This is a genomic window from Grimontia indica, from assembly GCF_000333895.2.
In the GTDB taxonomy this organism is placed as follows: domain Bacteria; phylum Pseudomonadota; class Gammaproteobacteria; order Enterobacterales; family Vibrionaceae; genus Enterovibrio; species Enterovibrio indicus.
The window spans coordinates 35180-60363 of the sequence record NZ_ANFM02000038.1; the positions used below are offsets into that span (position 1 = coordinate 35180).

A 25184-nucleotide genomic window follows, 5' to 3' on the forward strand; every position below is an offset into this window, starting at 1 on the left:
TATGGTTAATTCTTCTCTTTATTCTACTGCACGTCATTTTTGACGCGGCTTATTACTCTGTATCGATTGAAGACAGCAGAGCTTGAGCAAATTTTTCAGCGATCAGTTGACGCTGAGCCGCTGGCAAGTTGTTGTTAATGATGTTGGTAGCAATATTACCAACAACCATCAGCGACAGATCAGTAGATACTTTGTGCTTTTCAAGAACATTGACCACATCGTTCAGGATCTGTTCAACGTTTTTATCTTGATATTTAGAAGTAACAGGCATAGAAACTCTTGTCTTGTGTCAGGAGAAGCCGCGTATAATACCCCACACTCTAGTCCGACGAAAAATGTTTTCAATTATGAGCCTCACGCTTTCAAACGTTATTCTTCATCAAATCAAAAAAGAGGGTGAAGACACGCTGGTTGTTCAACTGAGAGATCAACTGTTAACTCATTCACCTTCCACGGAAAATCTTATCAGCGAAATCCATCGCGTGTACAACGCGAAGGCAGGAAAAGGTTTCGGTCAGTTTGCTGAAGAAAGTGAGTTTTGTGGCTGGTTGAAGGCCAGTCGCAAGCAAGAAATGGACTTTCTGACGTTTTCTTCCCAGTCTGCCGAGCGTCTGAAAACCGAATTGTCGAAGTATCCTTTTGCCGAAGAAGGGGTTCTGGTGATCGCTGAGTACCGCTCTCTGGCGACAGAATATCTCTTTATCGGATTGTTAGAATCAAAATCCAGTATGAAAGTCACGGATGATTTGGAAATCAGCAGCACAGATTATCTGGATGTCGCCAAGATGGATATCGCCGCACGTATTGACCTCTCTACCTGGGAGAGTGACGCAGAATCTAATCGCTACCTGACCTATGTAAAAGGACGAGTTGGCCGCAAGGTTGCCGACTTTTTCCTTGATTTTATGCAGGCCGAAGTCGGCATGGATACCAAGCAGCAAAATCTGGTACTGATGCAGGCGGTGGAAGATTATTGTGCGGATTCTCGTCTGGATAAAGAAGAGAAGCAGCAATATCGTAAGCAGGTTTATGACTACTGTAACGGCCAGCTGCAATCTGGCGATGAAGTGGTGGTAAAAGAGTTGGCGGGTGAACTGCCACAAAACGATCAAGGCGTGGATTTCTACCAGTTTGCCTCTGAACAAGGCTATGAACTGGAAGAGAGTTTTCCAGCAGACCGTACGTCGATGCGTAAACTGACCAAGTTTGTGGGCGGCGGCGGCGGCTTGTCGATCAACTTTGACAGCATGCTTTTAGGCGAACGTGTTTTCTACGACCAAGAAACCGACACGCTGACGATCAAAGGAACGCCACCGAATCTGCGTGATCAGTTAACCCGCCGGCTGAACGTCGACGAGTAAGCCAGATGAGCGTCATGGTGCAATGGAATTTGCGCCATGGTGTTCTTGGCACTGCAAGTTTGCAAGTCTTTGTTTGCAAACCAAGACAAATTGCCTAACTTATAAGAAACTGCAGTAAATACTTAAAATGACATGACTTTCGTTCCTGCTGTTGGGAAACGCATTGCAAGACAAAGGATTGATTGTGACATCACTGCCCGAAAGACTTCTGCAAACTAAATCTTCTCTATTTTCAGGCAACCTTTTCGCTGGTCATAAATGGCTGTCGATCCTACTTTGGATTGGTTTCGGAGTGTCATTGGCCTATGCCTTGATCTCTTATTCAGACATGAACCACACCCGGGACCACGCAGGACATGTGGTTAAGCTTAATAATGCGGCCCAGCAACTGAGACAAACCGTTTCTGCCTCAATGATCAACCAAAGCGATGAGTTGGTTCAGTTGGAAAAAGAGGTTCAGCACTTTCGTTATCTGTTGCTTCGTACTAAATCCCACACCATTGAAGACAGCTGGGAAGATATTCAAAACACCTTGCTTGAAGCCGATGCGTTTGTTGAAGACGTTGATAACCTGCTCGCCTCGATTTACTCGATTTCTTCTGTCACCAAACAACTTAAACAACTTCACGATGGAACCAGAACGCCAGAGTTAAAGCGCCTTCTCCAAAGGATAAGTAGCTACTTATTGTTTGAACTCCATGGCCTGAATGATTCACTGGAGCGCAATAGAATCGCCCGTTTCAACGGGTACATCAGACAGTTGGAGTCAGAGTTTTCGAAAATGCCCGAAGGGATGACGCGTAGCGAACTGTTCACGCTGTACACGGGTCTTGAGCGACTGAACCGTCAGCTAGAGAGTGTGGATGCGGTGATCAATCACAAGTTTGTGCGCTCCATTACCCAGCTGCAAAGTTACTGGACGACCCGCACGCTCTTGCTTCTGGACAACACAATGACGGCGATGTTCGTTGGATTTGGTTTTCTCGTCGGACTCATTTTGCTCAGTGCCCGGAAAGAAGAGAGCAGCGTCGCGAATGGAGCGGTGAATCCATCTAAATCCCAAAAAGTGAAGGCCGAGAAGAAACCATCTGAAGGCGCTGGCGTATTCACCTTTGTTGAGCCCGATGAGCCACTTTTCGAACCTACGGTGTTGAAAGAACAACTGGATGAAGACGAAGACGCCATTGAAGCCGTACTCACCATGTTTGTTGCTGAGCACCAAAACGACGGAAAAACCTTGCGTAAGCACTTTGAAGCCAAAGAACTGGCCCGAGCCCGTAGTCTTATTCATAACGTGAAAGGGGTGTCAGGTAATATTGGTGCGTTAGCGCTGCAGGCGCTCTGTACTCATGCTGATTCCCGTCTGCGCAAGGGCGAGTGGATTGATGAGAACGAAGTGAAGCATTTTGAAAAGCTCCTGAGTGTCACCATTCAATCGGTTCTCAAAGAGATGGAAAACGCTCACCGAACCACGGCATCTTGAGGAAGCAGCGTGTTTAAAAAGGACGTTCCCTGGTACAAAACTATGAGCTTCAAAGCCCTGGGCATTTTGGGCATGATGCTGACCGTCGTGGTCATTACTATCGTATATGTGCTCGATACCACAGGTAACAGCATGGTGCGCGACAGTGCTAACCAGCGTGTAGAGGCACAGGTTGAAACCGTCGCGCAAAGTCTGGGGCAACTTTCAAACAGCGTCGGCACTGTCGCCCTCTCTCTGGCAAATACGCTCTCGCTGCAAGATTCAGATACCGTCATCGAGCAGAAGCTCGCCAATATGTTCAGAAACCCACACATCCGCGATATGGTCGCCAGTGGTGGCTTTTGGCCTGAGCCTTATCTCTATGATCCGGATAAGGTGAAATCGTCAGTGTTCATCGTGATCGATGATGATGGTTCTTTCCGCCGAATCAACGACTACAACGAAGAAGACGCGACGCCTTACCAACTCTCGGAATGGTACGCGCCAGCGAGATACGCCAAAGAAAAGGCGTATTGGTCAAGAGCGTATATCGATCCCTACACCAATGAGCCCATGGTGACCTGTACGGTACCGATTTTTAGCCAAAATTTGTTCGTTGGTGTTGTGACGATTGATGTCAGATTGGAGCGGCTGCAAGCATTTCTGACCCGAAGTGGTGAGAAACTCGGGGGTTATATGCTGATGTTTGACCGTGGTGGTGCCATGATGTCATTCCCGGATGCAAAGTACTCGCATGATCCGTCGCTGACACCTTTGCCCAGTGTGAAAGAGATTGCCAGCCATGAACCCAACTTTGCGGAACTGGCTTTGGTGATTAGTCAAGCAACACAAGGTGAGCGTTTACTTCGCCAGAGCAATCCAAATGTTATGGATTTGGCCAAAGCGATTGTTGCCTCATCACCAGAAGTTGATTTGGGTTACGCAGTCTCTGTCGCTTCAGACCTGATGCCGGATCTTTCTCTGTTCAGCAGCACTGAGCGCTTATTCATCCACTATCTTGAGACTGACCCGATTCTGGATGAGACAACGTTAGTATTTGGCCGGACCTTGCCTGATACCAACTGGACCTTGGTCGGTGCATTACCGGAACGGCTGCTGCTGGTGGAAGCCACTCAACTGAAAAACGACCTTTTCTTCGCGATGGCGTTGGTGTCTATTTTGTTGGTGTGTATCACCTATGTCGCGATTCACCTGCAGATTGTTCGCCCGATGGCGAAAGTCAGGAATGCGCTGGTTCAGCAAAAAGGCGATGCACCATTTGCTCCGATTGATTATCCAGAAAAAGACGAGCTCGGTATGTTGGTCTCTGAGTTTAATCAGCTGAGCTCAAATCTGGTGGAAACCCGTGAGCGTGCAATTGAAGCCGCTCGGACGAAACAGCTTTTCCTTGCCAATATCAGCCATGAAATCCGAACGCCAATGAACGGGATATTGGGTGCTGCTTCTTTGATGCAGGATGAACCTATGTCTGGCAAGCAGGCTGAATACTTGTCAGTGATAGCTCACTCTTCCCGTGGCTTGATGTCTTTGATCAACAATATTCTTGATTTCAGCAAGATGGAATCCAATCACCTGAAACTGGAAGAAGCGCCGTTCGACTTGGAAAAACTCGGGCGATACGTGCGAGATCTCATGCTGCCAACCATTAAGAATAAACCGCAGTTAGCGTTTGAATTCAGTTATCAGGAAGCTTGCCCAAGACGGTTTGTGGGTGATGCCCACCGTATTGAGCAGGTGATGTTGAATTTGGTTTCCAATGCGTTGAAGTTTACCGAAAACGGGCTCGTCCGCCTCAGTGTATCGATGAACACAGAGAAGGGTGGCTACACAGGCGTATACGTCAGGGTTAAAGACACTGGCGTCGGTATCCCAGCAGAAAAACACAAAGTTATCTTTGATGAATTCCAACAGGCCGATACCTCGACGACCAGAAAGTTTGGTGGCTCGGGATTGGGGCTGGCTATCACCAAACAGTTGATAGATTTGATGGGCGGTTCTATTTCTGTCTTCAGTGAGCCAGGACATGGCGCGGAGTTTGAAGTCTTCCTTCCCCTTCAAATTGAAAAAGATGGCAGTGATATGAAGGGAAGGGAGCTTCTCAGACAAAACAATGGTGCATTTAGAGGCAAGCATTGCCTATTGGTGGAAGACAATGCCATCAATTTGATGATTGCGGAGAAGATGCTGGCAAAGTTTGGTTTCACGGTGGATAAGGCAACAGACGGCATTTCCGCGGTCGATAAAGCCACAATTCGGGGCTACGACATCATCTTTATGGATATTCAGATGCCGATGATGGATGGGCTTGAAGCCACACGTCAGATTCGAGGGTCCAACAACTTCAATCAGCAGACCCCAATTGTTGCGATGACAGCGAATGTGTTGAAAGACGATATCTGGCGCTGTATCAGCAATGGCATGCAAGGTCACATTGGTAAACCATTACGAGAAAACGATATTTACACTGCATGTGTGAAGGCGTTGTCTGCAGAAATCGAAGCGTGAGTGTTTGATCCAAACGTGCTGAAACTGGATATCAGCGATTTGTTTGAATGAAAATGTAACAGTGGTTGGTTCTTCATCAAAGCTTGATCTTGGTCAAGGGATTTTAGATCTGGCTGAGGAAAATAGCGCGGCTATGAAAACTCAACCCACACAGTCTGCGCCAACACGACAGCCGTTATGGCTTGTTCGCGCCATGACAACGCTTTATTGCAAACACATTCATCGCGGCAGCCAACTCTGCACGCAATGTTCAGACTTAATTGCGTTCGAAACACAACGCGCACAGCAGTGTTGTCGTGACAGTGGTACCTTGTCATGCCGCGAGTGCCACCGACAGTGTTATCCGGATGCCAAGCGTTTGGAGATCAATCATATTGTCCGCTGGGCAGAGCCTAAAATGCGCTGGCGCAAGCCTATCTTGATTGCGCGCTATTATGTCCAATCTCTATTAAATTGAATCGTGTAGCGACCTCTCTCTACATCAATACAAACGCTTCTCCCGCTTCTCCCCGCACTTGAGTGTGGGGAATTACATTTCTTCTGGGTTACCGCATCATCACACTTTTTTGAACCATGGGTGGATTCATACCCATTTGCTTCTCTACAACTCTCACTTTTGTTGGATAGTTGTTAAATAATTGTTTTCTCTCCGCGGCTTTTCTTTTTCCTCAACTAGACCTTAAAAGGCAAATGTTCCCAATGATGTGTTTGGGACATAACGACACAAGGAATGAAGAGGAAAAGCTATGAAAAAGCTAACGACGATGTTTTCAGTGTTGGCGCTATGCGCAGGTATGAGCGCAGGTGTGCAGGCAGCACCGGATACCATCAAGTTTTCACATGTGGTGGCTGAAAATACGCCAAAAGGCCAAATGGCGCTGAAGTTCCGCGATCTGGTTGCAGAGCGCATCGGCGACAAGTATGTGGTTGAGGTTTACCCAAACTCTCAGCTTTTTGGCGACGGTAAAGAAATGGAAGCGCTGCTGCTTGGAGATGTTCAGTTTATTGCCCCTTCTCTCTCCAAGTTCTCGAAATACACTAAAAAACTGCAGGTTTACGATCTGCCATTCCTGTTTAAGGACATGGAAGCGGTGGACCGTTTCCAACAAAGCCCAGCCGGTCAGGCACTGCTTTCTTCGGTGAACAGCAAGGGTCTGATTGGTCTTGGCTATCTGCACAACGGTTTGAAGCAACTGTCTGCTAACGATCCTCTGCGTGTGCCTGCGGATGCAGACGGTAAGAAATTCCGCATCATGAGTTCAGATGTGCTGGCAGCCCAGTTTGAGGCAGTTGAAGCTGTGCCGCTGAAGAAACCTTTCTCAGAAGTCTTTACCCTGCTGCAAACCCGCGCGATTGATGGACAGGAAAATACCTGGTCAAACATCTACTCCAAGAAGTTCTTCGAAGTGCAACCATACATCACCGAATCTAATCACGGCGTGTTGGATTACATGGTGACGACTTCGATGGAGTTCTGGAATGATTTGCCAGATGGCGACCGAGCGGTACTGAAAAAAGCACTGGACGAAGCAGTTGCACACGGTAACGCCATTGCCAACGATAAAGCCATGAAAGACCGTCAGAATATTCTGGATTCAGGCCGCAGCGAAATCATTACCCTGACAGATGCTGAACGTCAGCAGTGGGTTGAAGTCATGAAGCCTGTATGGACCGAATTCCAGGATGAAATTGGTCCAGAGGTGATTGAAGCCGCTGTTGCTTCAAACCAGTAAATTGCAGTAGCCCGGTCGTTTAAGCGTTCCGGGCTTTTTTATTCGGGAGTTCCAAATGGTTAAGTTGTTACACCGTTTCGAAGAAGGAGCGATTGGCCTGCTTCTGGTGACAATGACACTGCTGGTGTTTTTTGAAGTGATTCTTCGCTTCTTTTTCAACGAGGGTTTGCTCTGGGCTCAAGAGCTGACGCTTTATCTGTCAGCTTGGCTGGTTTTGATGGGCGCATCCTGGGGGTTGCGTGAAGGCGCACATATTGGTGTGGATGCTGCCATCAAACACCTTTCACCCAGCATGCAAAAAATGGTCACGCTGGTGGCACTTGCGTTTTGCTTGGTTTACTGCGGACTGTTTATTTATGGGTCGTGGGTTTATCTCAGCAAAATGAAAATGATTGGCATTGAAATGGAAGACTTGCCGATTGAGAAATGGAAAGCCATGTCTTGCTTGATGTTGGGCTTTGGACTGTTGACGTTACGTGTCCTGACCATTGGCTATGAAGTGATGACGGGTACTCGTGCGGGATTTGGTTTGGTCGACGAAGCCAAAGAGAGCATGCACCTCGCTGAAGAGGTGACGAGGGAAATGGAAAGCCGGGAGGAGCAAAACAAATGACCATCGCCGTATTATTTGGGTTGCTATTCCTCTGTATGTTCATGGGCATGCCCATCGCGATTGCGCTGGGTTTGTCGAGCGTCGCAACCATTCTGATGTTTTCCAATGACTCGCTGGCTTCAATTGCGCTCAAGCTGTTTGAAGCAACCAGCGAACACTACACCCTGTTGGCTATTCCGTTTTTCATCCTTTCCTCCGCGTTCCTGTCGACAGGTGGTGTCGCACGCAGGCTTATCAATTTCGCGATTGATTCCGTCGGTCATATCCGTGGCGGTCTGGCTATGGCGTCTGTGATGGCCTGTATGCTGTTTGCGGCGGTATCCGGCAGCTCTCCTGCCACGGTGGCAGCGATCGGTTCGATCGTTATCGTGGGTATGGTGAAAGCGGGCTATCCAAAAGCGTTCGCAGCAGGTGTTATTGCCAATGCGGGGACGCTAGGTATTTTGATCCCGCCTTCCATCGTGATGCTGGTTTATGCGGCTGCGACTGAGGTGTCGGCGTCTCGCATGTTTATGGCAGGTTTCATTCCTGGCCTGATGATGGGCGGCATTTTGATGATTGCGATTTACATCGTTGCGCGCATCAAAGGGTTGCCAGCACAACCATTCCCCGGCGTGTTTGCACTCTCACGCTCTTTCCTGCATGCACTGGGCGGACTGATGCTGATCATCATCGTGCTGGGGTCAATATACGGCGGTGTCGCGAGTCCGACCGAAGCGGCATCTGTGGCTGCGGTATACGCCTGGTTGGTGAGTGTTTGGGGCTATCGTGACATTGGTCCGCTGAAAAACACGCCTTGGCGTAAGGAAGGTGAAAGCACCGTTTCCATGTTGCTGCGTAACTTTGCTGCATTGCCTTTGGTGATGGTGAAATCATTCACTGACAAGGAAGTGAACCAAGTGGTGCGCGATGCGGCGAAAGTCAGCATTATGCTGCTGTTTATCATCGCCAATGCCATGCTGTTTGCCCATGTGCTGACGACGGAGCGTATTCCACACACGATTGCAGAAACCATCGTGGCGTGGGGGTTACCGGCATGGGGCTTCCTGATTGTGGTGAATATCCTGCTGCTGATTGCGGGCAACTTTATGGAGCCATCCGCTATCTTGCTGATCATGGCGCCTATTCTGTTTCCGATTGCTATGCAGTTGGGTATCGACCCCATTCACCTTGGCATCATCATGGTGGTTAACATGGAGATTGGGATGCTAACGCCACCGGTAGGACTCAACCTGTTTGTGACAGCGGGAATAACAGGAGAGAGTATGGGATGGGCGATCAAAGCTGCACTGCCTTGGTTAGGTCTGCTTCTGTTCTTCTTGATTTTGATCACCTACATTCCGCAGATCTCGCTGTTCCTGCCAGATTATCTCGATTCTTTAAGGGGTTATAAATCTTAGCCAATGAGTACTAAAACAAAGGGGCGTTTATACGCCCCTTTGTATTATCCGAAATTTCTTCAGTTAACGCATTGAACGCCGACTTGGTTAAACACAGCGGTCACTTCTGCTACGTTGTAACCGTAATCAGCGGCTGCACTTTCGACGCCACAGGCGGCCTGATTGTAGTTAGACGTGGGTGTCCAGTAGGTCTGATTGGCACGTACGAAGATATCGAACGCCTTTCTCGTGTCCCAACCTGCTGTGCTTGCCAGTAAGTAGAAAGCGCGGTTGTAGACGCCGGATGAGGAGTGCACATCCATGCCCGCCTGGAAATTAGAGGCGTGGCCAATAGATTTGCCATCCTGAGTGGGATCAATCATGTAGCGCAGTGCGCCATCACCCTTGAGAATGTCATAGCCTACCAACCAGTCATTGCGTCCTCGCATGTAAAACTCAGCCGCTTCCCCCGCGATATCTGAGAAAGCTTCATTGATACCGCCTGACTGCTCGCGATATTCCAGACCAGAGTTCTGTTCTGTGAAACCGTGGCTCACTTCATGGGAGGAAACATCAAGGCTTACCAGTGGATAGAAGAATGACTGACCGTCACCAAACGACATGGCGCGGCCATCCCAGAATGCATTTTCGTAGTTTCGGCCATAGTGAACGCGCATGGTCAGCTGGAAGCTTAACGGCGCGGTGTTATACCAGTCTTTGTACATATTGAAGACAACACCACCAAAGAAGTGTGCATCGTTCGCGGGTGAATACGCACCATTCGCGTATTTGTAGGTGTTTTCCGGGCAACTGAACGAATGGGTGCTTCCACCCCGGGTCTTGTTGTTCATGTTGATCGTGCGGACGTTGTCATTCTCCATCACACAAACACCGGATGACTCCTGAACATCGAGATTGCCGAAATCTGAGCCGTAATAGTATTGACCGATTTTTTCATTACCGCCGGGGCCTGTAGCGCTATATGGTACAGGTGTACCACCTCCGCCACCACCACCTCCGGGCTTGCCGGGTTTACCGCCTTTCGCTGTCATCAGCTCGTCCCAGTGTCGGATGACTTCGCCTGTATGGGCGTCGACCAAGCCAGCAGGGCGATAAAGAGCACCATTGTGACCCAGCATAAAGGACACGCGATATGCCAGACGAGAGTTCTCCCCCTCATCTAGAATGATTAATTCAACATCTTTATGTCCCGCTGGCGCGCCTTGGTAAGCCTTGGCAACGGCTGCAATAGCCTGCCCTTCAGTGAGAGAGGGTCGTACATCAAAGCCTGTTGGCAGAGTGGGTAGGTTGCCTGAGATAGTTTGGCTTTCACCAGAGGATTCGACGATGAGGTGGCTGTTATAGAAACGAACGCCTTTAAAAGAGGGGGTTGCCTTCACTTTCTCTGACTTTTTCGCGGTAAGGAATGATTTCCCTTTTTTGAACTGGTAGTCGCCGCTAGCACCCACTGCTTTCCCTAGTGCTAAACCTTTCGGTGCTTTTACCGATATTTCTGCTGCTTGGGCATAACCATTCATCATGATTAGCGCAGCACTGATTAGGGTTAGTTTGTACATCTTAAAATTCACTCCATTGATGCGATATAGATCTCCTTAACCGTGGCTCACTTTTCACTGTTTGCACCTGTGGTTTCGGAATTAATCTCAAGAAAATTAATCAATATCTGGTGTTCTGGGCGGGAGTCGCGGCGTGGTGATGATGAAGTTAGGCAAATCGTTGCACGATGATTTTCAACTGACCCTAAAATGAAAAGTGAGCAGGGTAAGCATGCAGAAAGGAAAAATAGGCTGGAGAAGTGTTTTAGCTATGCAAGAAAAGCGCAAAAAAATTTAAACAAAAAGGCGAGTATAGGTTCGCCTTTTCAATCAATAACTTAGAGTGGTTAATCAGGCTGAAAGCTTTGTGATCACGCGTTTGAGAAGTTCGATACGTGGTTCGATAGACTCCAGTAACAGATATTCTTCGTCGCTGTGAAAACCTGCGCCAATAGGACCTAGACCATCCAGTGTAGGAACACCCAGCACTGCCGTCAGGTTGGCATCTGATCCGCCACCCACCGCTTGCCAGGTAATGTCCATGCCCAGTTCACGGCCAGTTTCCTCAACCATTGCCATCAGGCTTTCTGTTTCTTCGCTTGGCACCATAGAAGGCTTGTAAGCTTGGCGATCAAGCTCAACTGATACACCTTCGATGAAAGGGCTCTCGGTCAGAACGCGGATTTTTTGGTCGATATCGGCGTATTCGTCGTTATCCCAGAAACGGACGTCGACAATCGCTTCTGCGTGTTCTGGAACGATGTTTGCACCAGCGCCGCCGTTAACCACGCCCACGTTCAATGTGGTGCCAGATTCAAAATTGGTCATCGCATTGATAGCCAGAATCCAGTGCGCCATTTCTGAAATTGCGCTGCGGCCGTTTTGCGGTTCGTTACCAGCGTGTGCCGCTTTGCCTTTGAAAGTTATTTTGTAGCGCGCCATGCCTTTGCGTGCTTTTACCAACGAGCCGTCAGCGCGGGCAGCTTCTGCAACCAGCACGGTACGCGCATCTTTCGCGACCGACTTGAGCCAGGTTTCAGAGTGCAGTGAGCCGATTTCCTCATCAGGGTTCATGCAAACGCAAATCGACATTTTGTCGAGAACGGCTTTATCGAGCGAGCGCAGGGCATAAACCACATTGAGCAAACCGGATTTCATGTCAGACACGCCCGGACCGTATGCGCGTTGTTCATCAACACTCATTGGTCGGGCAGCGGCGGTGCCGACTGGAAATACCGTGTCCATGTGACCAATCAGCATCAGATCAATCACGTCGTTTTCAGGCTTGTTGCGGATTTCCAGGCCAGAACCCGCCTTGCCACAATCAACACGTTTAATGTGCCAGCCACCCATTTCTTCATACTTTGCGGCCATCATGTCTGCCACTTTTTCGATGCCTTCGACCGTTAAAGTGCCACAATCCAGATTGATCAGTGGGCGCAGCTCTTCCAGATACGCATTCAAATCAAAACTCATAAAATCTCCCGCTTTCCTGGGGGCAAAAGACCCAAATGAAGAAGGCACAGCGAATGCTGTGCCTTAAAAAAGTCGTTAAACCAGAATGTTCATCACGAACATTGCGCCGAATGCGTTGATCACAGAGATGAAAATCATCACTGGAATGTAGCGGCCTTCAGTACCGATTGGGCCAAGGATACGGCCGAGGTACTGAACCTGTGAACCCATCAGATAGATAGCCGGTGCCAGTATTGCGATGTGTTCGCCGTTCAAGATGCCTTGGTCGAACAGGGTGATAACTACGCCCACAGCGCCGCCCATTGACATCCATGCACCAATCAGGACCGCGGCGGCTTCACCCGGCAGACCAAAGATTGCCATGATGGGTGAAAACAGGGTGCCCATGGCATCCAGCGCACCGGTAATTTGCAGTGCCTTGATGATCACGAAGGCCATCAGAACGTTTGGCACGGTGGACATGGTCGCGATGGTCCAGCCTTTCTTTGCGCCTTCAACGAAAATGTCAGTTACCATCGGCTTCTTTGCAACGCTCATTATGCTTTCTCCTCGGTCATCGCTTGTTCTGCTTTATCTTCTTTGCCTTCAGTGATGTTCAGGTAAACGCGGAACAGGTTTGCGCCTACGATTTTGAAAATGAACATCACGCCGACAGCGAGGCCAATTGAAGAGGTGACGGCCATAGAGCCATCAGCCAGCGTTAAGGTGAAGAGCACGGCACCGGAAGAGAAAAAGTTAACGATGGTGGCACCCGCGGAGAACTGGAACATGGTGAAGATATCGGTTTCGCGTTTGGTGAGCTGGCCTTCATCTTTGAGCTGACGGGTCATGGCTGCACCCGCGTCAGTACTTTGCAGGGAAGCAATTAGTGCCAGACCAGTATTGCCTGGAATATTCATGAGTGGGCGGAGAAGTGGGGTTAGGAGCTTGCGTGCAGCATCCAGTGCACCGTAGTGCTCCAGCACGTTAATCATGCCCAGTGCGAACATCACAGTTGGGATAAGCGTCAACGCGAACAGGAAACCATCACGTGCACCGCTACCGCCTTTACCACGCAGAGACGTGGTCGCTGCTTCCACGCCTTCAGCAGTTTCATTCACATCATAAACCACGCTACCGAATGAGCCATTCAGCGTGGTGAAGTCAAAGATGCCATACCATTGGTTGGACTGAAGCAGACCCGAAAAGAATACGACGGCAAAGGCGAGGGCAATGTAGCTGCCGATGGTGACTTTGCGCGCCTGTTGCGCAGGAGTGGACATGAAGTTTCCCCAAAAAATTTGAAATAAAAGAACGCATTGATTGTGCTTGCGCGGGGGAGGGGAAACTTGATTGGAATCAATCCGTGCTACAGAAAATATAGGACGCTGGTAGTTTTGCAGTGATATGAGATCTGAGTCGGGTTTTGGTGTTGCGAACCTGTTTTACTGCCGTTATCGGTAGATTTCTATTTTGGGAAAACATTTATCGCCACTATGAAATGCGGTGGTAAATCCGTCTTACAACCGCACTTATGGACAAATAAGGTGCCTCGAGAGGCACCTTATAAAATCATTCAGAGTCAGGCTTTCTGCGCAACAGCGTCACGACTGTCTTCGCTTGCTGGTTCTGATGCTTGGGTGGTTGGTGGGCAGCGGTCAACGAACCACCCCATATAAGAAGTCAGAATAGTGACGATAATGCACACGAAGCTCAGCCACATGAACGGCGCGTAGGAAAGCGTCGCAACACCCAGAATGCTTGCCATATAGATACCGTTGTCGCTCCAAGGCACCATGCCCGAAGTCAGTGTGCCGCCGAACTCGGCGTTACGTGACAGATTCTTGCGTTGGTAACCGAGGCGATCGTAGTTCTTGGCGCAAATTTTAGGAGTCAGGATCAGTGACACATACATGGCAGAGCCAAACACGTTACCCAGGAAGGCAGTACCGATTGTGGATGTTGCCAAGCTGCCTGCAGATTCTACCTTCCGCTCGAATAGCTTGGCGATGGTTTCCAGCACGCCTACTTTATCTAGAAGACCACCGAAACCTAAACCAAACACAATCACCGCTACAGAACCCAGCATGGATTCCATACCACCGCGGTTCAAAATCGCATCAATGAAAGAGACGCCAGACTCAATCGAGAAAGGTGCCCAAGCGGTGTTCATCGCTGTCAGTGGGTTCATGTCCTGAACCACGATGGCCCAGACAATACCAAGCACAGAGCCCAGAGAAATCACCGGGAATGAGGGTAAGCGCATCGCCAGCAATACCAGTACGATCGCCACAGGCACAAAACTCAACGGGGTGATCACGAACTGCTGTTCCATCGCCAGAATCACATCGTTCACCTGAGCCATATCGACATTACCCGCATAGTGCAGACCCAGCGTAGTAAAGAGAATGCCAGTAATGATGTAGCTGATAAGCGCGATAGGCAGCATGCCTTTGATGTGCTCGACGATTTCAACGCCTGACATGGAAGACGCGAGGATCACGGAATCAGAAAGTGGTGACAGCTTGTCACCAAAGTAACAGCCTGAAAGCACAGCGCCTGCAGTCACGGGGGCGGGAACGCCCAAGCCCTGTCCAATCCCCATCATCGCAATGCCTGCAGTACCTGCAGCGCCCCAGGACGTGCCGGTTGCCAATGCAGTCAGCGAACAGATAATCATGGTCGCGGCGAGGAAAATAGAAGGGTGAATCGCCTTTAAACCGTAGTAAATAATAGTTGGAACGATACCGCCAGCTATCCAGGTGCCGACCAGAGCGCCAACTGCCAACAAGATCAAAACAGCGCCGAGACCATTAGCGATGCCTTGGGTGGCAGCTTGTTCTAACTCTTTGTAGCTGTGTCCCAGCTTGATGCCGAGTCCGATGATCACGAACCAGCCAATGTAGAGAGCAAGCTGGATAGGCAGGTCTAGTTGGGCGGTAAAAGAAAACGCCATTAACAGGAACAGACCTAACGCTGCGAATACTTGGAATACAGAAGGAAGTCGCACCGGGTGTCTTTGCATAGTTCAAACCTTTTTTGAGTTTGGCCCTGTGGCTCCTGCCTGAGATACCTATTGCCTGTTGGCAGAGGGTAGTGAAGTGAACACTGGCTATGGGCTTGAAAGCTACCTTCCTGGCGGCGGCGGGTACTTTATCGAAAGAGGGTGAGTACGGGGAACAAGTATTTTAGTTTCTGTGACCTTTGCGCACGGGATGTTATCGCACGTGACGGGACGTTATTTTGGTGTGATGTTTCTGTTGGCGGGATTGGCGTGCTACTGTTTGGTTCTCGTTTTACTGATGTTTGTATATTTGTTACATTGATCACCTTGGCATGACGCGATAGCGTTAATATTCCGTCACGGCGAGATGCCCTCACTGAAGACACATTGTTTTGATCCATCCGCTGTCTAAAAACGCCTTAAGGATCTCTCTGTACCCTTGCAGTGCGTCGCATTATTGTGGCCCGTTGTGCCCTTTGTCCGTTACGATTTATTTTTAGTTCTTTGCCGATACAAATAAGCGCAGTTTTTGCTTGTTATTTGTGTTGTGACTTTTCAATATAGGCGGAGAATTTTATTACAAGGAGTGTGAGTGCGAATGAAAAGAGTAGGTTTAGTCGGCTGGCGCGGTATGGTTGGATCCGTACTGATGCAACGCATGGTAGAAGAAGGTGATTTCGACGTTATCGAGCCAGTATTCTACAGTACCTCTCAAGTAGGCATCCCAGCGCCAAATTACGGCAAAGATGCGGGAATGCTGCAAGATGCATTCGATATCGAAAGCCTGAAAACGCTGGATATCGTCATTACCTGTCAGGGTGGCAGCTACACCGAAGCGGTATATCCAAAACTGCTAGCGGCCGGCTGGAAAGGTTTCTGGATTGATGCGGCCTCTACGCTGCGTATGAAAGATGACGCGATCATCACACTGGATCCAGTGAACTTCAAACAAATTCAAGAAGGCATTCACAAAGGCACCAAAGCCTATGTGGGTGGTAACTGTACTGTCAGCCTGATGCTGATGGCAGTAGGTGGTCTGTACCAAGAAGGCTTGGTTGAGTGGATGACTGCGCAAACGTATCAAGCGGCATCGGGTGCAGGCGCGAAAAACATGCGTGAGCTTATCTCCCAGATGGGCACCATCAACGACGCTGTCAGCATGGATCTGGCAAACCCTGCGACATCTATTCTGGATATCGACCGCAAGGTTGCTGAAACCATGCGTTCTGGTGATTTCCCAACGTCTGAGTTCGGCGCTCCGCTGGCAGGTTCACTGATTCCTTGGATTGACGTGAAACGTGAAAACGGTCAGAGCAAAGAAGAGTGGAAAGGGACGGTTGAGACCAACAAGATCCTTGGTATTCAAGATAGCCCAGTACCTATCGACGGTACTTGTGTGCGTATCGGCGCGATGCGCTGTCACAGCCAGGCACTGACACTGAAGCTGAAGAAAGATGTACCAATGGATGAAATTGAAAGCATCATCGCATCACACAACGATTGGGTAAAAGTGATCCCGAACGAGCGTGATATCACGGTGCAAGAGCTTTCTCCAACCAAAGTGACCGGTACACTGTCTGTTCCTGTTGGCCGACTGCGTAAGATGGCGATGGGTAACGACTTCCTCAACGCATTCACCGTGGGTGACCAATTGCTTTGGGGTGCAGCTGAGCCGCTGCGTCGTACACTACGCATCATCCTTTCTGAAGTGGCGTAAAGACTAGTTTCAGATTGAACAAAAGCCGCTGACTACAGCGGCTTTTTTGTGCCCCTAGTAAACACGCAAAAAAATACCCCGCCGAGGCGAGGTATCTATCAATGCTTAAGCGTTTAACTTGGAATTAAGCAGCCAGGTTCTGTGCTACGAATTCCCAGTTAACCAGTGCCCAGAACGCATTCATGTAGTCTGGACGCAGGTTGCGGTAATCGATGTAGTAAGCGTGTTCCCACAGGTCAACAGTCAGCAGTGGGGTTACACCGTCTTCAGTCAGCGGAGTTGCTGCGTTTGAAGTGTTAACGATATCCAGAGAACCGTCAGCTTTTTTCACCAGCCAAGTCCAAGAAGAACCGAAGTTGTTGATTGCTGAATCAGTGAATTTCGCTTTGAATTCTTCGAAAGAACCGAAAGATTTAGCGATTGCATCTGCAACATCACCAGTAGGCTCGCCGCCACCATTTGGGCTCAGGCAGTGCCAGTAGAAAGTGTGGTTCCAGATTTGCGCTGCGTTGTTGAAAACACCGCCAGTAGAAGTCTTAACGATCTCTTCCAGAGATTTGTTCTCAAGCTCTGTACCTTCGATCAGGCCGTTCAGCTTAACAACGTAAGTGTTGTGGTGTTTACCGTGGTGGAATTCCAGAGTCTCTTGAGAGATGTGTGGCTCAAGCGCGTTTTTCTCGTAAGGAAGAGCTGGTAGTTGAAATGCCATTACTCGATTCTCCATGATAGGCGGGGTCGCCCCCTGACATTATTGCTTCCTGTAGATTTGTCGTACACTCTAGGTAGTACCCATAAGTGAACGAATCTACTTATAGACCGACTGCGAAACAGTTTAGCAAGTTTTTACTTTATTAAAAGAATAATTTTAAAAAAAGCGGCGGATTTTGACCCTAGAGATTTTAGGCGTTTTTTTCCATCGCTAACACAGTTAGAATCGTTGTCATCATCACACTTGGTGTTCGAGGAAGTAATGGAAACTATTGATAAAATCAAACAGCAGATTGAAGAGAACGCAATCCTGCTTTACATGAAAGGCTCGCCGAAGCTGCCTAGCTGTGGCTTTTCTTCTCAGGCTAGCCAAGCGCTGATGGCGTGTGGTGAGAAATTTGCGTACGTTGATATCCTGCAAAACCCGGATATCCGTGCTGAGCTGCCAATCTACGCGCAGTGGCCAACTTTCCCACAACTGTGGATTGATGGTGAGCTGATCGGCGGTTGTGACATCATCCTGGAAATGTTCCAGAAGGGTGAGCTTCAGCCATTAATCAAAAACGCAGCAGCACGCCGCGACGCGGAAGAAAACAGCTAAGCGTTTTTCTTCTCATAAAAAAGCCGCTGACAAAACAGCGGCTTTTTTGTATCTGTCACTCTGGTTACAGCGTCATCGCTGCAATCCAACCGAACGCAATCAGCGGCAGGTTGTAGTGGATAAATGTTGGCACCACGGTATCCCAGATGTGCTCGTGCTGACCATCGGCGTTCAGACCTGAAGTTGGGCCCAAGGTTGAATCCGAAGCGGGAGAGCCCGCATCACCCAAGGCCGCCGCAGTGCCTACCAAGGCAATGGTTGCCATCGGTGAGAAGCCAAACGCCAAAGCCAGTGGCACGTAAATGGTGGCAATAATTGGAATCGTTGAGAACGAAGAACCGATGCCCATAGTGACCAGAAGGCCAACAACCAACATCAACAGCGCCGCCAGCGGTTTGTTGTCACCAATGGTGGATGCCAGCGATGCAACCAGTGTTTCTACACCGCCAGTCGCTTTCATTACCGCTGCAAAACCTGCTGCAGAGATCATGATAAAACCAATCATCGCCATCATGTGAACGCCACGGGTGAACACATCTTGCGTGTCTTTCCACTTAATCACACCGCCAAAGGTAAACACCATAAAGCCAGCCAGTGCACCGACAATCATAGATCCAGTGGTGAGCTGAACACCCAGTGCGGCGGCGATAGCAATCACAGCAACCAAAATATTCTGCGGTTTGAACTCTGCTTTTTCAGGCTCTGCAGCCAGAATTTTCTCCTCAGAATACTGACGAGGCTTACGATAGCTGATAAAGGCTGCAACCAACACACCAAACAACATACCAGCCGCTGGCAACAACATGGCTTGAGGTACCTGGCTTCCAACGACATCCAAACCGTTATCGTGCAAATTCTTAAGCAGAATATTGTTCAGAAAAATGCCGCCGAAACCGACAGGCAACACCATATAAGGGGTGATCAAGCCAAAGGTCAGCACACAAGCCACCAATCGACGGTCAAGATTCAGCTTGGCAAACACATGCAGCAAAGGAGGGATCACTATAGGGATAAACGCAATGTGTACAGGAATCACGTTTTGAGACGAGATTGCCAACAGGCCAAGAGCCACAAGCACCATGTATTTCAGCGCCGCGGAGGCATTTTGGTTCTCATTGCCGTTCAGCTTTTTAACAACGGATTGCGCCAAAAGATCCGTGATGCCGGAGCGGCTAATCGCTACTGCAAAGGTTCCCAACATGGCATAACTCAGCGCGATGGTTGCTCCACCACCTAAGCCACCTTCAAACGCAGAAATGGTTTCGGGCAGTGTTAGACCACTGACCATACCGCCCAAGACGGCACTAAATGTTAGCGCAACCACCACGTTGACTCTTAATAGTGCCAACGCCAGCATCACGCAAACAGCAATAACAACTGGATTCATTACTTCCTATCCCTACAGACACCCAACGGGGCAAAATCTATCCCAAAAAGACGAAGATCACAGTTTGCTGATATTTTTTACATTGTCGAGGGGAATTTGAAAGGAATTGGATTGGAGAGGGAAAAGGCCAGCGAGTGCTGGCCTTTTAGGAGAATCACGAAGTAGTGTTATTCGAGCACACTAGCGTCATTCACACTAAAGTTCACGTCAGCACCACTCAAGAATTGAATTAATTCAGATTGCATTTCCTGAGTGTATGTTATGTCACTGAAGTCCTCATTCTGAGGAGCGATGACAGAGCTGTGTTGGCCCACGCTGCCAAATTTGGTGAAGTTACGGCCATCTTTAGTTGTTTGCGATTGGCTGTTAACAACGTTTAAACCAATCAGTGAAGCAAGAGGAATTGTGCCTGCCAATGGGCGATCTTCAACAGAGTTTGGGACTGTGGCGTCATTTTTCACTTGTTGCATGTAGATTGGTAGTCCAGCAAGGACGTTTGTCCCATTAAGGTCAGACTCGTAGACTAAGTTGATTGGATCTGTCGGGTCGATAACAGTTTGTGCCGCAGATGCAAAAAGAGCGAGTACACCTGCCTGTTCTGACTCAGGAATACCAGCTGTTACAAGCGAAGTCACTAGAGGGCCAAATGCTTCCGACCCGATGAGTAAATCCACTATTTGGCCACCGGTATTCGCAGCGGCAATGCGCGAGAATTTAAACAAGCTATCGCCAGCCGCATCATTCAACGTGCTATTTGCGGTGGTTACCGTTCCAAAACCTGTAATTCCGCCAAGGGAATGCCCGAAAAGTGAAGGTGGAGTGGTAGCTGTGTTATCAAGTGTTGCCAAAGGTGTGCCCGTGAATAGACCCGCAGCTTGCGACACAGTTAGCGCTGCACGAAGACCCACATTATCCAATATGCTTTGACGCAGGTTGTCTCTTCCCACTGGCAGATAGGCCAAGTTTAGGTAATTTGTAGGATCTGCGTTTGCAGAGCGCGTCGCATCCAAGCTGCGTTCACCATGAATTGGCTGGTCAATGGCGAGTATAGCAATGTCTTTCCCTAGCAGCTTTGCTCCATTTATTAAGTTTGCTGCAAAAACATAAGCACTTTCTTTCGCAGATGTAATGCCATGTTGATAGATGACTAATTCCATTGCACCAGATGTGGTTGTTGGTGTGAACAAAAGGAACGGTACATCGTCTAACGACTTAACCTGGGGGATTGGACTGTAACGAGTTATAACTCTCTCCGCATCCAATTGATTTCCATTTGCATCATTTAGTGTCACACCGACGAGTTTCAACTGCTCAGACGCGTCTGAAGCAAGTTTGGTGACATCAATTGCCTGTCCTACAAGTTGTTGTGCGACTACGGATGCATTTTCAGTACTGTTCAATGCGTTTGAAATGATAGCCAGGCTTGGCATACCAGATTCAAATGGGGTTTTGTTCCATGTGCTTGAGTCTTTCTCCAGAAAGTATGGAAGCTTAACGGTACCTCTGGTTACTGTAACGCTATTAGCAGCGTAAGAGTTTAGTAGTGCTGGTTCAACAGTACCATCGGGATCTATGTATGTGTCAAAGCTAGTGTCTGACTGAATAGCTGTCGCGAAGTCCTGCCCTGACGCTGGAACGGTCATTATATAGGCCTGTGACATATCAACACTATTTGGATTTGCTGAACCTTTCCAGATTGCATTGAAATTGTTACCCAGTCCAACCGCAGTCGCAATTGCGCCTTTTGTAGCGTAAAGCGTGTCACCAACAGATTGTGTTGCAAACCAAGTAGAGAAGACAATCTTACGAGAATCTATTCCTTCTTTACTAAACTCGGCTTCAACTTGTTGGGTGATGTCTTTTGCCGGTAAAAGTGCTTCCGAGCCAGCGGGAATAGGTATAGAGCCTTTTAAAACCGAGTATGTTGTGGAGGAATCTACGCCACTTCCATTTACATCTTTCAAGTCGTTGGTAATTGCAAACATATAGTTGCTAGCCGACTTTAATGGCTTAATAAACCGAACGACCAATGTTGTGCCTTCAGCAGTAACTGTGTAGTCCTGATCGACCGTCAGTTTCTTTCTGGTAGAAGTGGAAAAATCCGCAGAGGTAGGGTCACCGCTTTCTATGATGTGGAAGCCTTGGGGAGCTGATGATGCATCAAGTGCGTTACCTTGGAAGTTTATTAAGAAAGGTGCGGTGGTTCCCCAGCCATCACTTTTACCTAGAGCAACAGCAGGATCAGAAATATCAGTTGAATAACTGGATGAACCTAAAAAACCGTCAGAGGCTAGCGTACCATCAGTGCTATCCATTGACAGGAAGCTTGGAGATACAGGTGCTAAGTTATCTGGGTCTAGATTGAAATCGACTGTTGTTTGTGCTTTTGTCGGCTCGCCAGAAATACCTGAGTCATTACATGCTGACAGGAGCGCGGCTGACACCAAGATTGTTAGTAGTTTTGTTTTCATAAAATCCCTCGTTACTGCTTTGTCATCCGCTGAGATTAAAATTGGTAGTTTGCTTGCAGGGCATAGATGAGAGCGTTACCAGTGCTACTAAAGTTTTCGTTATCTTCAACGAATGAATTCGATTTACTATTAATGAAAGTAAATCCAGCATCGAATGTAAGATCACTCGTGTACTTGTAGGTGGCTCCAGCTGAATACCAATAGCGATCGGTATCAGGAATACTCAAGGTTGGTTCTCCTGCTTGTTCATCAAATGCTAATCCGGCTCGAACCAGCCATTGGTCATTGAGTGTGTGAGTCGCTCCTATTGACCAACGAATAGCATCTTCATAATGCTCCTCTTTTAAGAAACATACCCCAGCCCCATCTGCAGAATTACATTGGCTATTAGTTGCTCGAAGTTCTTTGAATTTACTCCACTCTGTCCACAGAATACTGTAATGAACTGCCCATGTGTCATCTAGCTGATGGAAACCCGAAGCTTCAATTGTGGCTGGAAGAATTGCCTCTAAATCTCCCTTTACGGTAGTACCAGGAGCTAGGTTGGCTGCGGCGCCTGTGTGATCTGTAAAGTCACCCTCAAAATCAAGGGTCACTTGAGAGCGGTATGCCAGACCCCATCTGTTGCTCTCATCCATTTGAAAGAGTGCACCGATATTCCAGCCAAAAGCATACGTTGTGCCTTCCATAGTGATTAGCTTGTCAGACGCATTACCGTTTGCACCGTTGAACGAGAGTAAACCTTTGTGGCGATTGAGTTCAGCAACGCCATAGACAGCATTAAGACCAGCACCAAGGCTTAGATTCTCACTCGCTTTCCATGCGATGCTTGGGTTCAACGTAACTGTTGTAAGTGCAGTATCACCGGCTGAGCGACCGAGACTAAAGTCGTCAGGATAATCTGTCGCAACACCATAAGTGGTGAATAATCCAATTCCCCATGAGAGCCTGTCGTTAATTGGTGAAATCATGTAGGAGGCGGGAACGATGGCGAATGGCGCCACGTCTTCAGCTTTTTGGTTTCGAGATGGTCCTTCATGGGTTACATCTACATTTGGATCGATAAGGCTCAGTGCACCAGAAACACTGGTTCTTTCGAACATAGTCATGGCTGCGGGGTTACGTGCCAGCACTGAAGCGTTATCGGCGACTGCTGCCTCGCCAGAGAATGCGCGTCCTAGTCCGCTTGCTGAGTGTTCAGCAACTTGATAACCCGCGCTCCAAGCACTTGGGGCGGTGAGAGCAATGGCGACCGCAAGGGCGCTTCTTGATAGTTTTTTTGACATACTGCCTCTCGTCCTAATTGAGTTGTTGGTCATTAAGTGACCAATTTCCAATGCTTTCAATAAGTTGGAAAAACGTTGCAGCCTATAATAAATGTGCATGGCTACTGGTCGGATCTTTACGATGCTTAATATGTCACGATGCGCGGGAATGTTAAACAGGTGTTAAAATCGAGGTGAGTGTCTGAAATTTCGGTATTTTATGCCCAGTTTTAAAACTGATGTTTTAAGTAAATACACTAATTAAAGGTTGTTCATTCAGAAGTGCCTGTAATTGTTCATTAACGATTAGAAACAATCTGGTTGTGATTTGAGCGACTGTTTGAATTTTGTAGGTAAGGTACTGAATAGCAGGTCACAGCTGCTTCGATTGAATTTCACTTTTGTGACTGGAAACAAAAAAGCCGATTGTAAAAATCGGCTTTTCTCATTTTTGAAACAATAACTTAGAAGGTGTAGTTTGCGCCGACAGCGAAGATGTAAGCGTCGCCGCCAGCAGTAAATTCATAAGTTGCTGAGTTATTGCCAGGAAGAGCTTCAACCTCCGTTCCTTTGACATCATCACCATTCAGGTAGGCAAAACCTGCATCGATAGACCAATTGCTGCCTGAGTCATAGGTTGCACCAAGAGAGTACCAATGACGTTCTGTATCAGGAATGCTAAGAGTACGGTGTGAATCAGGAACTGGGCTCTCATCTATCGCATAGCCTGCGCGAAGCGTCCAGTTGTTGTTCAGGAAGTAGGTCGCACCGATAGCGTAGCGCCAGCTGTCTTCCCACTTCTCATCTTTTTGAAGACATACACCCGGTTCAATACCAAGTCGCGAACAGTCAGCCGCTGATGATGTTGCTCTAAGCTCTTGGAAGCTGCTCCATCCAATGCGCATGACGCTGTAGTGAAGCGCCCATTGGTCGAAGCCATGGTATCCAGAGAACTCGAAAATGTCAGGTAAGTTCAGCTCCAATTCACCAGGGACTGTTTGTCCTGTTTTGCCCACAAATGCGGTAGATGAGCCACGGTAATCGCCCTCGAGCGTGATGTCGACTGCTGAGCGATATCCAACACCCAAACGGTTTTTATCATCAAACTCCCAAAGGCCGCCCACATTCCAGCCAAAGCCCCATCCATCACCGGCAAGATATGCTAGCTCATCAGACGGAGAAGAAGCGCCTAGGCTGGTGTAAAGCCCACCATACTGTCTCTTCAATTCAGCGTCTGCATAAATTGCGTTTACACCCAGCCCTAGGCTTAACTGCTCTGAAATTTTATAAGCAAAGTTACCCGCAAAATTGATGGTGACTAGCTCAGTTTGTCCACCAATAGCGGCACCTACTGAATCGGTAGGATATTCCGTTGAAAGGCCAAAGTTTGAAAATACTGAGACGCCCCAGGCCATCTTGTCATTGATAGGATCGACATAGTGCGCATAAGGGACAATTGCATCTGGCGCTACGTCGCTATGTTCTGATGTGGTGTTTGGAACAGCTGAACCTGGATTTCCGTTTAGTGAGTCAACGGATGCATCCACATCTGGCTGGATAAACGAAAGACCACCTGACACTTGTGCCGAATCAAACATCGTCATCGCTGCTGGGTTACGGACAGCGACTGCGGCGTTGTCTGCAATGGCTGCTTCGCCAGCAAATGCGCGACCTAGACCGCTGGTGGAATGTTCGCTGATTTGGAAGCCTGCGCCGTGGGCCTGAAAAGCGGCCAGCGCAATCGCTGTGGAAAGTAGGGTACGCTGTGTTACACGTTTCATATTAATTTGCCTCTCTGTCACTGCCTTTTATTATTGTCGTCTTCAACGTGAAGTGTCCGAATCTAAGCGGCACGAGCGTTGAATCGTTCTAAGTCAGTATAAGTAGCAAATTGAGATTTGTTGTGGTTTTGTTATCAATAGTTTGCGCAGGATCTGCGCAACGAA

Annotated in this window: 19 protein-coding genes and 1 pseudogene; 9 read left to right on the forward strand and 11 right to left on the reverse strand. The window is 48.5% G+C overall.

Translation table 11 applies throughout. The annotated features are described in order from the left end of the window. Window positions 1-52: 52 nt before the first annotated feature. The gene (locus D515_RS19855; RefSeq protein ID WP_002541087.1) at window positions 53-271 is read right to left on the reverse strand and encodes a YejL family protein; all 219 of its coding nucleotides are present in this window, start codon (window positions 269-271) and stop codon (window positions 53-55) included. A 76-nt stretch (window positions 272-347) separates the two neighbouring features. Here D515_RS19855 and yejK point away from each other — a divergent pair, with 76 nt between their 5' ends. The 7 genes from yejK (at window position 348) to D515_RS19890 (ending at window position 9095) form a co-directional block, all read left to right on the forward strand. Next, window positions 348-1361, forward strand: a complete 1014-nt coding sequence (gene yejK / locus D515_RS19860; protein ID WP_002541089.1) for a nucleoid-associated protein YejK — start codon at window positions 348-350, stop codon at window positions 1359-1361. Window positions 1362-1545: 184 nt separating this feature from the next. Further along, the gene (locus tag D515_RS19865) at window positions 1546-2844 is read left to right on the forward strand and encodes an Hpt domain-containing protein (protein WP_239644000.1); all 1299 of its coding nucleotides are present in this window, start codon (window positions 1546-1548) and stop codon (window positions 2842-2844) included. Window positions 2845-2886: 42 nt separating this feature from the next. Then, window positions 2887-5349, forward strand: coding sequence for a hybrid sensor histidine kinase/response regulator (locus D515_RS19870; protein ID WP_002541092.1), 2463 nt, complete (start codon window positions 2887-2889; stop codon window positions 5347-5349). A gap of 43 nt (window positions 5350-5392) precedes the next feature. Further along, on the forward strand, window positions 5393-5806 hold the full coding sequence (locus D515_RS19875) for a nitrous oxide-stimulated promoter family protein (protein ID WP_239644001.1): 414 nt from the start codon (window positions 5393-5395) through the stop codon (window positions 5804-5806). A gap of 289 nt (window positions 5807-6095) precedes the next feature. Beyond that, the gene (locus D515_RS19880) at window positions 6096-7082 is read left to right on the forward strand and encodes a TRAP transporter substrate-binding protein (RefSeq protein WP_002541093.1); all 987 of its coding nucleotides are present in this window, start codon (window positions 6096-6098) and stop codon (window positions 7080-7082) included. A 55-nt stretch (window positions 7083-7137) separates the two neighbouring features. Next, a complete protein-coding gene (locus D515_RS19885) occupies window positions 7138-7695 on the forward strand; it encodes a TRAP transporter small permease (protein WP_002541094.1) in 558 nt (185 codons plus the stop codon). Further along, window positions 7692-9095 (forward strand): TRAP transporter large permease, encoded by a 1404-nt coding sequence (locus D515_RS19890; protein WP_002541095.1) that lies wholly within the window; start codon window positions 7692-7694, stop codon window positions 9093-9095. Before D515_RS19885 ends, D515_RS19890 begins: the two co-directional genes overlap by 4 nt. 74 nt (window positions 9096-9169) lie before the next feature. Here the strand turns inward: D515_RS19890 and D515_RS19895 are convergent. The 5 genes and pseudogenes from D515_RS19895 to nhaC form a co-directional block, all read right to left on the reverse strand. Continuing rightward, window positions 9170-10279 (reverse strand): annotated as a pseudogene (locus D515_RS19895) (M4 family metallopeptidase); the annotation flags it as partial. A 702-nt stretch (window positions 10280-10981) separates the two neighbouring features. Next, on the reverse strand, window positions 10982-12106 hold the full coding sequence (locus tag D515_RS19900) for a M20 family metallopeptidase (RefSeq protein WP_002541097.1): 1125 nt from the start codon (window positions 12104-12106) through the stop codon (window positions 10982-10984). 75 nt (window positions 12107-12181) lie between these two features. Then, window positions 12182-12643 (reverse strand): YjiG family protein, encoded by a 462-nt coding sequence (locus D515_RS19905; protein ID WP_002541098.1) that lies wholly within the window; start codon window positions 12641-12643, stop codon window positions 12182-12184. Continuing rightward, complete coding sequence (locus D515_RS19910) at window positions 12643-13368, reverse strand: nucleoside recognition domain-containing protein (RefSeq protein WP_002541099.1); 726 nt, start codon at window positions 13366-13368, stop codon at window positions 12643-12645. The genes D515_RS19905 and D515_RS19910 overlap by 1 nt, the downstream gene beginning before the upstream one ends. Window positions 13369-13667: 299 nt before the next feature. Beyond that, on the reverse strand, window positions 13668-15110 hold the full coding sequence (gene nhaC, locus D515_RS19915) for a Na+/H+ antiporter NhaC (RefSeq protein ID WP_002541100.1): 1443 nt from the start codon (window positions 15108-15110) through the stop codon (window positions 13668-13670). A 577-nt stretch (window positions 15111-15687) separates the two neighbouring features. Between nhaC and asd the strand changes: the two genes are divergently transcribed. After that, window positions 15688-16806, forward strand: coding sequence for an aspartate-semialdehyde dehydrogenase (gene asd, locus D515_RS19920; protein WP_039850385.1), 1119 nt, complete (start codon window positions 15688-15690; stop codon window positions 16804-16806). 124 nt (window positions 16807-16930) lie between these two features. Here the strand turns inward: asd and sodB are convergent, their stop codons facing one another. Then, entirely contained in the window at window positions 16931-17515 is a 585-nt protein-coding gene (gene sodB, locus D515_RS19925; protein ID WP_002541102.1) for a superoxide dismutase [Fe], read from the reverse strand. 261 nt (window positions 17516-17776) lie between these two features. Between sodB and D515_RS19930 the strand changes: the two genes are divergently transcribed. After that, a complete protein-coding gene (locus D515_RS19930) occupies window positions 17777-18115 on the forward strand; it encodes a Grx4 family monothiol glutaredoxin (RefSeq protein ID WP_002541103.1) in 339 nt (112 codons plus the stop codon). Between the two features lie 64 nt (window positions 18116-18179). Here the strand turns inward: D515_RS19930 and D515_RS19935 are convergent, their stop codons facing one another. The 4 genes from D515_RS19935 to D515_RS19950 form a co-directional block, all read right to left on the reverse strand. Then, window positions 18180-19502, reverse strand: coding sequence for a Na+/H+ antiporter family protein (locus tag D515_RS19935; protein ID WP_002541104.1), 1323 nt, complete (start codon window positions 19500-19502; stop codon window positions 18180-18182). 167 nt (window positions 19503-19669) lie between these two features. Beyond that, on the reverse strand, window positions 19670-21973 hold the full coding sequence (locus tag D515_RS19940; protein WP_002541105.1) for a VolA/Pla-1 family phospholipase: 2304 nt from the start codon (window positions 21971-21973) through the stop codon (window positions 19670-19672). A 35-nt stretch (window positions 21974-22008) separates the two neighbouring features. Further along, the gene (locus tag D515_RS19945; protein ID WP_039850386.1) at window positions 22009-23259 is read right to left on the reverse strand and encodes an outer membrane protein transport protein; all 1251 of its coding nucleotides are present in this window, start codon (window positions 23257-23259) and stop codon (window positions 22009-22011) included. Window positions 23260-23702: 443 nt separating this feature from the next. After that, a complete protein-coding gene (locus D515_RS19950) occupies window positions 23703-25019 on the reverse strand; it encodes a porin (protein ID WP_002541107.1) in 1317 nt (438 codons plus the stop codon). Window positions 25020-25184 lie beyond the last annotated feature (165 nt).